The organism is Plectonema radiosum NIES-515 (assembly GCF_025753815.1).
Classification (GTDB): domain Bacteria; phylum Cyanobacteriota; class Cyanobacteriia; order Cyanobacteriales; family Nostocaceae; genus Hassallia; species Hassallia radiosum_A.
Map to the genome: position 1 here is coordinate 26,288 of NZ_JAOWRF010000335.1, position 11,131 is coordinate 37,418.

Consider the following 11,131-nt stretch of genomic DNA (forward strand, 5'->3'; position numbering starts at 1 on the left):
CTAGCCGCAAAGGCGCAAAGAGTATATTTGTCATGCTTCCTACTATTTCTACCATTCCTTTGCGGCAAATGGCTAGTGGTGATGTTTTATCGCTACAAGTTTACAAGTCTGTTGGCACTAATGCTGGTAAGAAGGTTTACGGTGAAAGTCGGGGAAGTTTGAAAGCCCCGGAAGAACAGGTACGTAGTACCGCATTCTACAGCGTAAGACCGGGGATGAAAAACGACTCCGGGGGTTTTAACCCCTGTGAATATTGTATGAAGTTTTTCAACTATCTTAATATTTTACGCCAGGTTCGCTAGTATAAGAACAGGAGGTAAAAACAATGCTTGTATTTGAGTTCAAGGCTTACGGAAAGGCTGCACAATTCGCCGCAGTAGACGATGCAATCAGAACCGCTAAGTTTATTCGTAATAGCTGTATTCGGCTATGGATGGACGTTAAAAGCACAGGTAAAAATGATTTGCAGAAATATTGTGCTGTACTTGCGGCTAACTTTCCTTTTGCCTCGGAACTCAATTCAATGGCAAGACAAGCCTCTGCTGAACGAGCATGGTCTTCTATCTCTCGGTTTTATGACAACTGCAAGAAGGGTATTTCTGGTGAATCAGTTGCCGGGGACGGTTTCCGTTCCGGCAAACTGATTCTCCCGTTGGGCAAGAAGGGGTATCCTCAGTTCCAAAAAGATTGTCGTTCTGTTGAATACAAAACATCAGGATGGAAACTTGCGGATGACCGTAAAAACATAACTTTCAGCGACAGAAAAGGTATTGGACGGTTAAAGCTAAAAGGTACTCGTGACTTGCACTTCTACCAAATTAACCAAATTAAGCGGGTGAGATTGGTAAAACGTGCGGATGGCGTATATGTTCAGTTTTGCATTGATGTAGACCGTTCCGAGAATATAGAACCGACTGGCAGCACCGTGGGGTTAGATGTTGGGTTGAAAGAATACTACACCGATTCTGATGGAACAATGGTTGAAAACCCTAAGTTTCTCCGTCAAGGTGAAAAAGTTCTCAAACGTTCTCAACGTCGAGTATCTAAAAAAGTAAAAGGTTCAAAGAATAGAGGCAAAGCTAGGCAGATTTTAGGTAAGCGCCACCTCAAAATAAGTAGGCAACGTAAAGACCATGCTGTGAAATTGGCACGGTGCGTAGTTCAGTCTAACGACTTGATAGCCTACGAAGATTTGAGAATTAAAAATATGGTGAAAAATCATTGTTTAGCCAAGTCTATAAATGACGCATCTTGGTATCAGTTTCGTGTTTGGCTTGAATATTTTGGAAAAGTATTCAAGCGAGTCACGGTTGCGGTTAATCCGCAATATACGAGCCAGGAATGCTCTAGCTGCGGAGTCATTGTCAAGAAAACACTATCTACTAGGACGCATGTTTGCAAGTGCGGGTGTGTGATGGATAGGGATGAAAATGCTGCTAGAAACATACTATTTCGCTCCTTGGGTACGGTAGGGCATATCGGAACCTCTGCACTAGATGCAGGCAACGCTTGGGGAGATGAAACCTCTACTCTTGTTGGTGAAAACCTGCTTGAGCAAGTTATATCTTAGATTCAAGAATCCCCGTGTCAATAGATGCGGGGAGTGTCAAATTCAATCGAATCTGCATGGTGCGGAAATTGCTGGGAATGCTGTTATTCACCAGTTGATTTCGTTTTTACAGATGGTGAAGGATACTGATTTGACTGGAGAAGTTTGGCTGGTTCCTGTTTGTAATCCGATGGGAACTAATGAGCGATCGCATGTTTTTTCTTCTGGTAGATATTGCGTTTATGAAGCGAAGGATTGGAATCGCATTTTTTGGTATTATGAAAAGGAAGCTGATGATTTAATCGCTTTCGCTAAATCTCAACTTCATTTTGATATTGAGGTTGTCAGACAGAATTATCTCAGCAAAATAAAGGATAAGTTTGGAGAACTTTTAGATAAAATTAATTCTCCTAGTAGCGTACCTTATACTGAACTGTTTCGCTATCAATTACAATCTCTCAGTTTAGATGCAGACTACTTGATTGATTTACACAGTGCTTCCAATCAGGGAATAAATTACCTTTATTATTTCCGAAATCGCGAAGAAAGTGCTAAATATTTCTTACTCGAACATGGATTTTTACTTGATAAATATGATGGTGATGCTTTTGATGAAGCTTTCATCAAACCTTGGTTAGCGTTGGAAGATTCTTTTCAACAGCTTGGGAGAAAAATTAAGTTTGATGTGGAAGCTTGGACACTCGAACTGGGTACGGGAATGCAGATGATTCCTGATTCCGTTGCTAAAGGTGTGCGTGGTGTGAAAAATTATTTAATAGACATAGACGTGAAAATTAAATATGCGTTATCCAAACCCTTGATTAGACGTAAGCTAGCTACGTCTCTACATTCATTTTGACGTCTATGTATAATTAAAAAAGGTGTTTTGCAATTTGATTGAACTGTGGATGAAAGCATTTATGAGAAAACATGTTTTAGAAATAGAAGTAATGTCATAAAATATTATGCTTCCTCCGGGGGAATGATTCAATCAAGGGTAGAATTGGGTAGTGAAGTCAAAGCTGGAGAACGACTTTATCAAATTCTTAGTTTTAATAAAGAGGGTAAGTTACCTGTTGTCGTTGATGTCTGCTGCAAACAAGATGGATTGGTTTATGATACTTCTAGCAATCAAGCTGTGAACGGTTACGTTTGTGATGGGAGTTATCAGTTAAAAATAAGGAGTTAGATTCCCCACATTTTCAAGAATTCGGGAATCCGAACACAAAATTGGGTCAAGCTCCTAAACCTAATTGGTCATAGCCTGCAATAAGCATGATAATTCGCGATCGCATATACTTCCATCTGCCATCGGCAAGGCAAAAGGATCGTCTTTGTTAGTTTTTCCTGACATTGTACCACCAGCAGTTAGCTGTACTAGTCAGAATCCCCAGAGCATTTTCGTTCTCCCATATCTTTTATGACATTATGCTCCAAAAAATATATTTAGTAGTAAATTAAACTTAAGTAAAGGCAATCGTCAAAACTTCCAGGGTGATTATATGTTTTTTTTGTCTGCAATAAAATCAATTTATCATATATATAAATTATGACGGTGGAGCCAAAGGTGAAAAGTATTGATAATTACACCTTCTCTTTTTCAGGAGAAGTAACTGTCCCCCAAGCTCCTCCTGAGTTCAAATCAGGTTTTATCGGCATTATCGGTCGTCCAAATGTCGGTAAATCTACGTTGATGAATCAATTAGTAGGACAAAAAATTGCCATAACTTCTCCAGTAGCGCAAACTACACGCAATCGTTTGCGAGGCATTTTAACGACACCAGAAGCGCAGTTAATATTTGTTGATACACCAGGAATACACAAACCCCATCACCAATTAGGGGAAGTGCTGGTGAGAAATGCGAAAATTGCGATTGAATCGGTGGATGTAGTGCTGTTTGTAGTGGATGGCTCGACAAGTTGTGGTACAGGCGATCGCTATATTGCTGATTTACTGACTAAAAGCGAAACACCAATAATTTTAGGTGTAAACAAAAGCGATCAACAACCCTCATATTCTCAGATTATAGACGATAGTTACAGTGAATTAGCAAAATCCTTTGAATGGCAAACAGTAAAATTTTCTGCCAAGACTGGGACGGGATTGCCAGAGCTGCAAAATTTATTAATTGAAGATTTAGAACGAGGACCATTCTACTATCCACCCGACTTGGTAACTGACCAACCGGAACGCTTTATTATGGGGGAATTAATTCGAGAACAGATTTTGTTGTTAACTCGTGAGGAAGTTCCCCATTCAGTAGCGATCGCGATCGAGAAAGTGGAAGAAACACCAGCTATCACTCGTGTACTCGCAACCATCAACGTTGAACGAGATTCCCAAAAAGGCATTCTCATCGGCAAAGGTGGAGCTATGCTCAAAGCTATAGGTAGTGCAGCTCGGGAACAAATCCAAAAGTTAATCGCTGGCAAAGTCTATCTAGAATTATTCGTCAAAGTTCAACCAAAGTGGCGTCAGTCTCGCGTCAGTTTGGCAGAATTGGGTTATCGCGTGGAAGAATAAGAAGTTAGTCAATAGTCATTAATCCATAGTCCATAGTCAATGATTAATGGCTATTAACTATTGACTATTGACAGTTTATTGTTGACTATTAACTAATATAAAATGTCTTCAAATACAGTCTCTTCGTTTAATCTGCCGACCGATGCTGCACCTTTACGGGTGTTAATTGTTGAAGACGATCCGATGATGCAACTCGGATTAGAACAGTCGTTAATGACTCATCCTCAGTTGCAAATTGTCGGACAAGCGGAAGATGGTTATTTAGGTGTGCAAGCTGCACTGAAACTCAAACCTGATTTGGTGGTGATGGATATTGGTTTACCCCGATTGGATGGAATTGCGGCAACACAACAAATCAAAGCAGCATTACCAGAAACCCATGTAGTAATGCTGACATCTCACAAAACAGAGACAGAAATTATTGCCGCGTTATCTAGCGGTGCAGATGCTTATTGTATCAAAGGGGCGAGTGTCGAGCGGTTGTTGAATGCGATCGCAGCTGCGGTTGAAGGTGCAGCTTATCTCGATCCGCAAATTGCCAGACAAGTAATTGAAAATCTTAAACCTCCTTCCCCCACAGGTAATACAGCAAATTTATCAGGACGTGAGTTAGAAGTTTTGAAACTGATGGTAGACGGATTAAGCAATCCAGAGATTGCCGAAAAACTCTATCTCAGTCCCAACACGGTGAAAACTCACGTCCGAGGGATTATGAACAAATTAGCAGTTGACGATCGCGTCCAGGCAGCAGTTGTCGCCCTGCGTTCTGGGTTGGTGTGATATAATAGACATCGACCGCTATGCTTATAGGGATAAACCCCGTCTTTAAAGACGGGGGAGAGCGTTGTTATGCGTTAAGCGAAACCCTTGATTAGACGTAGCACATGCAACGTCTCTACGTATGACTCTGGAGATGTCTAATATGCCAGAAATATCCGTGATAGCATGGGTTAGCCCTCACCTAGTTTTTGCTTGTACTAGGATAGCCTCACCCTTCCAGTCTGAGGGGTTATCAACAATTTCACATGGGACACCCTTAACATTCACCAACATCAACTCGTCCCTTTCATTCCAAACTGCAAATATATCTTTTCTCCCATCATCAAGCGTCGCTAAATCGATTTGAAAAACCTCATTCACTCGCTTCAACTTCAAACCCAACAAATTTAACAATCTACCAAGAATTTTCATCCCCAAAACCCGCTCTTTATCCTGCACCAAATTAATCCCCAGCGTCCTTCTAATATGCTTGCTGCACTGCAACGCCGTATTTTTTAATAATATCAAATCAGCATCATTCTCACTAAATCTGCGTCCCGCTTCCAGAAACTGTTGCATCCCCAATGCTCTCAAAGCTTCAACTTTCAGCGTATAAGTTTTTATATCGGGGAGAAAAACCTTCCCTTCACCCCAAGATAACTGCTGATACCATTCTTGCTTATCTCTAACCCAAAAATACTCGCTTTCGTGAGTTAAATAATAGTGAGTTAATAATTGAGAATAATATCCTTTGTCATTTCTTAACTTCAGCAGTGGAGTAACCTCAACACCATATCTTTTTTTGAGAATATATTTATCAATTTGATTCCGTTCCCCATCAGTGAGAGAATGCTTAACTAACAATTGCTGATATTCTCCATCATCAATATCTCTCGCATTAGTTACAGCGATCGCTGCTGATAATTGATTTTGTCGCTTAATTTCTTGAATCTTGTGTTTAATTTCTTTTGCCTTTTGCCGACTTTGTGACCAATCTTTTTGGACTTTGACAATATTTAAAATTAACCTTCGTCGAGTTACCGACTCATCCGCATCAGTTGCTAAAAAGGCAAGTCGTAAATCGCGAATAATATTATTGTTAACAGCATTACTTCTTACCCAAATTTGATGACCGTCAGCAATCAAATTCTCTTTCATCGATTTGCGATAAAAAGTAATAGAAGCATTCACCCTTGCGGACATCTTTGCCCAACTTCTTAAATGAATTGGGTCATAAACTGATGGCAAATCAACATCTATTTTATGCAACGGACTGAGTAAAGCTAAATTTTCTTTTTGATTTTCTTGATACCAATGAGAAAGTAAACGATAATTTGTGCTCCCACTACCAATTAAACCTATACCGCGTTTAGCACACCAAACAATACGCGGCACATCATCACGGACTCTCGCTAATGCTTGTCGTGCTTCTGAGTCAGTTATTACCCCTTGGAAGATGCCATAAACACTGTCGAAATGTTCGACATCAATACTGATTCCCGTACCGAGGCTAGGAGTCACAAAAACCGCATTATATTCAGTTACTTTTTGATTAATTTCTGCAACAAAATCAACCGCTTTATGTCCGGGTGTGTTTGTTGTGTGGCTGCTAACAACCAGAGTTTTGGGAAATTCCTTTTGCAATCTTTCTAAACGCTCTTTTAAATAACCTTCGATGGTTTCACAGCTATAACGCCCAGAACGACTATCAGTAGTAATATAACATTTACGTCCGGCAAGTAACTCTAATTCGAGTTGATGAATTAGCGGTGTTGGGTTAGGGGAATCATAAAAAGTTACATCCCAACCTCGCTCTGGCTTCCATTGATTTACAACTACCCAAGGAGTTAATTTAATACCTGCTAATCCCTGCAAATATTCTAGAGAAACATCTGATAAATCGGCATCTTGGGCAATAATTAACCCTCCAGTGGTTAACACAGTGGTAATTAGCTGCTGAAATACTTTGAAAATTTTGATGCGTTTATCTTTACAAGTATTGCTGTTGAGTAAATGCCATAAAGATTGTTCTACTTCGTCTAATATTATGATTGCTCCGTGCCAATCTTCGGGGTTAAGTTTCCAGAGGGAATCGATGCATAGTCCTAGGGATTGAGCGCTGAAGCGCTGACTACGTATTTTCCAATTAATGCCGATTTTTTCACATAAGAAGCGTCCTAGTTGGATGCGGTGGGTTATTAATAAAACGGGTTTATTTTGGCTTTTGGCTTGATTGACTACTGCTTGCAGTGCTGTGGTTTTTCCGGTTCCTTTGGCTGATTTTACTCCGACTAATCCAGAAGCGGGGAAAGGGACTTCTCCTAAATAGCGACGGTTGAGGGTGAGTGCTGGGGGAATGGTTAAAGCGGTGTGCGGTTTTGTTTGAGCAATATAAACTTCTAAATCAACACTTTGCCGATAAACTTGCTCAAATGCACCTGCATTTTTGGCAACGATAAATTCATCGACGCCTTTTTCTTTTCCGGGAAGTTCGATGACTTGAACGGGGCAACTTTTACCTTGGAATAAAAAACCAAGTTGAGAAATTGCGTTATTTACTGCGGCGATTTTTTTCGGTTCTGTTTCAAAATCAAAGCAAATATAACAGGTGCGTTTTGTTATCGCAAAAGCTGCTAAATCTGGGATTAGTTGACGACTGGTAACTTGACCAAATTCATCTTTGACGACACGATAACCGCTGGTAATTCCCGGAACTGCGATCGCTACATATCCTTGAGTTAACAATGCAGCGGCTTTCTTTACACCTTCGCAGATAATTATAGGTATGTTTCGTTGCATCACCCATTCCCAAAAACCTACAGCTTCACCATTGTCAGCAATGTTGATATCTTCAGGTATGGCTATATTGTAACGTTTGGCAACTTGCTGCCAGATGCCCAACGTTACCCGCAGACAAAATACCCGCGTTGGTGTGCTGGGGGGATGTTCGTATTTGATAGATTTGCTATTTTGATTTAGTCGGGGTTGATTTGGCTTAAAGCATCCCCATTCCATCATCTGCCAATTATCCAATGGGTCAAGTCCAGAACACCACCAACCGCCTGCGGTAATATGAGCGTAACGTTGCAACCACTCATTTTTCACCATACCGCTATTTTTACGCGGGAGGCGTTCAGAAATTAACAAATATTCATAAGCAGTTCTATCTTGGAGCGAGCGGAAATTTATCTGAGCTAGGTTAAAATCTATACCTGAGCTATTGACTAATTCCTCAAGGTGTTGGGGGTGTAAATAGTGCTGCATCAGGTAAGGCGAAAATGCGAAACGACCGAGTTACAAGGTATCATGCATCTGCGGATGATTCATATGTGGTGTCGTCTAGTTTGATGATGCTTTTAACACTTTGTTATAAAAAAGACACAGTTGCATTTATGAAAGGGCTGTCTAGTCTCGTGTATTGCTCTGGTAATATTTTTGTATTGTGATATTTATTGGTATTAAATTTTGAGGAATCAGTACAATACTTAGAAGAGACTAGGGGCTAATATCATGACAGGTTTATTACTTACTTTTGTTTAGACGTTCCAGTAGAGATGTTCCGCTGGAACGTCTCTACGACGGTAGGTAGGTTTTTATTACTGTTAATTAAACGGACATGATATGTATGTAGAGACGTAGCATTGCTACGTCTTTACGAGGATTTGGGGCTTAACTGGGTTTGACCTGACATCTTGCATCATTCTCAACAACCGCCTTAGAATGAATTCTAAGGCTGATAGCTAAAGTCTTCTTAAGAAGACTGAACAAGGGTTTGAGTCTACTTGAGTGGAATGCGCGCTAAAAGTCTGTGAAATTTATTTCTGGGTGGGCAATGCTGCTAATCGAGAATGGTGCAAGATGTGAGTCAAGACTTTTGTTCGCCAACTACTAGCTTAGTCGGTTCAGCGCGAATCTCATTTGCACAGGGACGATTGTGTTCAACATCAGTAATATTGCCTATAGTTGTCTCTGCAATTTTACTTACGGCATTTTCCGTAAAAAACGCTTGATGTCCGGTAACCAGAACGTTGGGAAACATTATCAAACGCTCGAAAACGTCATCCTGAATAATCGCACTAGACAAATCCTCAAAAAATAAATCTGCCTCCTGCTCGTATACATCAATACCCAAAGAGCCGATTTTACCTGATTTCAAGCCTTTGGTGACGGCTGTGGCATCAATTAGCGCACCTCGACTAGTGTTAATCAGCATCACACCGGATTTCATCTGTTCTACTGCCTTGTCGTTAATTAAATGATGAGTTTCTGGCATTAGGGGACAATGCAATGAGATAATATCAGAGTTGGCGAATAATTCCTTCTTCTCAACATACTTCGCACCCAATGCTTCAAGTTCTGGGTTGCGATACACGTCGTAGGCGAGGAGACTCAAACCAAATCCTTTCATAATTTGGGCGAGAATTTGACCGATTTTACCAGTACCGATAATCCCGACGGTGCGTCCGTGCAAATCAAATCCCAAGAGTCCATCGAGGGAAAAATTGCCTTCACGGATGCGGTTATAAGCGCGATGAATCTTGCGATTGAGGCAGAGAATGAGTCCTACGGTGTGTTCTGCCACTGCGTAGGGTGAGTAAGCGGGAACACGGACAACGGTAATTCCTAACTCGTCTGCGGCTTTTAAATCTACGTTGTTGAAGCCGGCACAACGTAATGCTAAAAGACGAGTTCCCCCTGATGCTAAAATCTCTAAAGTTGCGGCATCAGCTTGGTCATGTACAAATACACAAACTGCCGGAAATCCAGCGGCTAAAATGGCAGTATCCTTATTGAGACGGGGTTCAAAGAAGACTAGATCGTGTTCGTTGCGAGAATTTGCAGCCTCTAAAAACTGGCGATCGTAGACTTTTGTACTGAAGACTGCTACTTTCACTCTTCACCTCAGCTATATGCTGTATGGCTTTCCTTATAAATGATAGCTTAATGTGAAGTTATGCGATCGCTCTTGTAACGATTGTCAGTCTTAAGGATTCGCGAATATTCCCGTGATATCAAATTAAAGCAAATATTTAGGATTCATTACACATCTTTGAAAAACAATGTAGACACGTTACATGTAACGTCTCTAGGGGTTTGGTGGTAACGCATCATTAATTCTACGCGGTAATACTTTCCTGATTTACGCAAAAACCCTCTCTAACCGATGAATCTTGGTGTCCTTGGGGCCCTTGGCGGTTCGTTATTTCATCATTCTGCCTAAATCCTAACTTTACAGCAATTTTCGGGTAAATAGACCCTTATTGTAGAGACGTTACATGTAACGTCTCTACATAGGTTTTGGTTTTTGATGTGTGGTTCAAATAGATGAAAATTGCTGTAATAGTGATATCGAGCAGACGCGAAAATCAATGCGATCGCCGCTAATAAAGTAAATAATACGATGTTCTTGGGTGAGTCGCCGTGACCATGCATCCGAATCTAAGTATTTCAATGGTTCTGGCTTACCAATACCTATAAACGGATCTCGCATAATTGCTTCAATTAAGTCAAACGCACGCAATGCAGTTTTGCGATTTGTTTTTACCCAATAAGCAAGGTCTTCTCTAAATTCTGGATGAAAAACAGCATCTCGAACTTTTATTTCCTGGGGTTGGGTTTCATTCTTCTTTTTCTTCGTCAATACCCAACTCAGTAGCGTAGTTCGTTAATGCTTTGAGGTTCTAAAGTTCTAGCTTTTGCTCTTGACAAAGCTGTCAACAGGCGGGTAGCATTTTTCGGTGAGCGAAGTAAATAAGCTGTTTCTAGTAAACTGTTTAGTTCCTCAACAGCAATTATGGCAACGCTTTCGCCTTCTTGTCGCGTAATAATTACGACCAGAGCGATCGCTAACTACTTGCTCACACAGTTGGGCGTTTTCTGGCACTAGCATCATTTAAGGTTGTCTGATTGGACATGATGAGAGTTTTTTGTTTTGCTGTATGGCTTTTGACTAGATCATAACTTGAGGCGATCGCTCTTGTAACGATTGTCAGCCTTAGGCATTGGCGAATATTCCCGTGATATCAAATTAAAGCAAAAATTTAGGATTCAAGATTATTTTCACCCAAAGTCGCACTTGTACCAAAGGAAGAGCTAGATTAAATCGTCAAATTCTTGGCTAAAGTTATTCATGGTTGCTCAAGGCGAGAAAGTTGACAGCGTTATAAATTGTTGGTATTCTTGAACCAGTGCCGAAAACCAAGGCATAATTATCCGGTTTGTAAACCGCAGTTCTGTCAAAACTGACCAGCCTGTTACAGGGTCGAACGGGAAGTCCACGTTTCGTTAAATTTGTTGAA

The 11,131-nt window shown here is 40.7% G+C and carries 10 protein-coding genes; 6 read left to right on the forward strand and 4 right to left on the reverse strand.

The window, feature by feature from the left end; translation table 11 throughout:
* Window positions 1–32: 32 nt before the first annotated feature.
* The 6 genes from OGM63_RS23585 (at window position 33) to OGM63_RS23615 (ending at window position 4,853) form a co-directional block, all read left to right on the forward strand.
* Window positions 33–302: a hypothetical protein gene (locus tag OGM63_RS23585; protein ID WP_263748107.1), complete on the forward strand. Its 270-nt coding sequence runs from the start codon at window positions 33–35 to the stop codon at window positions 300–302.
* 23 nt (window positions 303–325) lie between these two features.
* Window positions 326–1,570: an RNA-guided endonuclease InsQ/TnpB family protein gene (locus OGM63_RS23590; protein WP_263748108.1), complete on the forward strand. Its 1,245-nt coding sequence runs from the start codon at window positions 326–328 to the stop codon at window positions 1,568–1,570.
* Window positions 1,518–2,408, forward strand: coding sequence for a M14 family metallopeptidase (locus tag OGM63_RS23595; protein WP_263748109.1), 891 nt, complete (start codon window positions 1,518–1,520; stop codon window positions 2,406–2,408). Before OGM63_RS23590 ends, OGM63_RS23595 begins: the two co-directional genes overlap by 53 nt.
* 123 nt (window positions 2,409–2,531) lie before the next feature.
* Window positions 2,532–2,738, forward strand: a complete 207-nt coding sequence (locus OGM63_RS23600; protein ID WP_263748111.1) for a hypothetical protein — start codon at window positions 2,532–2,534, stop codon at window positions 2,736–2,738.
* Between the two features lie 360 nt (window positions 2,739–3,098).
* On the forward strand, window positions 3,099–4,073 hold the full coding sequence (era, locus tag OGM63_RS23610; protein WP_263748112.1) for a GTPase Era: 975 nt from the start codon (window positions 3,099–3,101) through the stop codon (window positions 4,071–4,073).
* 102 nt (window positions 4,074–4,175) lie between these two features.
* Window positions 4,176–4,853 (forward strand): response regulator, encoded by a 678-nt coding sequence (locus OGM63_RS23615; RefSeq protein ID WP_263748113.1) that lies wholly within the window; start codon window positions 4,176–4,178, stop codon window positions 4,851–4,853.
* Between the two features lie 177 nt (window positions 4,854–5,030).
* On the opposite strand, the gene OGM63_RS23620 is transcribed toward OGM63_RS23615, so the two are convergent.
* The 4 genes from OGM63_RS23620 to OGM63_RS23635 all read right to left on the reverse strand — a co-directional run bounded on the left by OGM63_RS23620 (window position 5,031) and on the right by OGM63_RS23635 (window position 10,676).
* A complete protein-coding gene (locus OGM63_RS23620; RefSeq protein ID WP_263748114.1) occupies window positions 5,031–8,096 on the reverse strand; it encodes a plasmid replication protein, CyRepA1 family in 3,066 nt (1,021 codons plus the stop codon).
* Window positions 8,097–8,697: 601 nt separating this feature from the next.
* A complete protein-coding gene (locus tag OGM63_RS23625) occupies window positions 8,698–9,726 on the reverse strand; it encodes a 2-hydroxyacid dehydrogenase (protein ID WP_263748115.1) in 1,029 nt (342 codons plus the stop codon).
* A gap of 423 nt (window positions 9,727–10,149) precedes the next feature.
* Window positions 10,150–10,473 carry a Txe/YoeB family addiction module toxin gene (locus OGM63_RS23630; RefSeq protein WP_263748116.1) on the reverse strand — a complete coding sequence of 108 codons (324 nt, stop codon included), beginning with the start codon at window positions 10,471–10,473 and terminating at the stop codon, window positions 10,150–10,152.
* Window positions 10,474–10,481: 8 nt separating this feature from the next.
* A complete protein-coding gene (locus OGM63_RS23635; RefSeq protein WP_318528538.1) occupies window positions 10,482–10,676 on the reverse strand; it encodes a type II toxin-antitoxin system Phd/YefM family antitoxin in 195 nt (64 codons plus the stop codon).
* Between the last annotated feature and the right edge of the window lie 455 nt (window positions 10,677–11,131).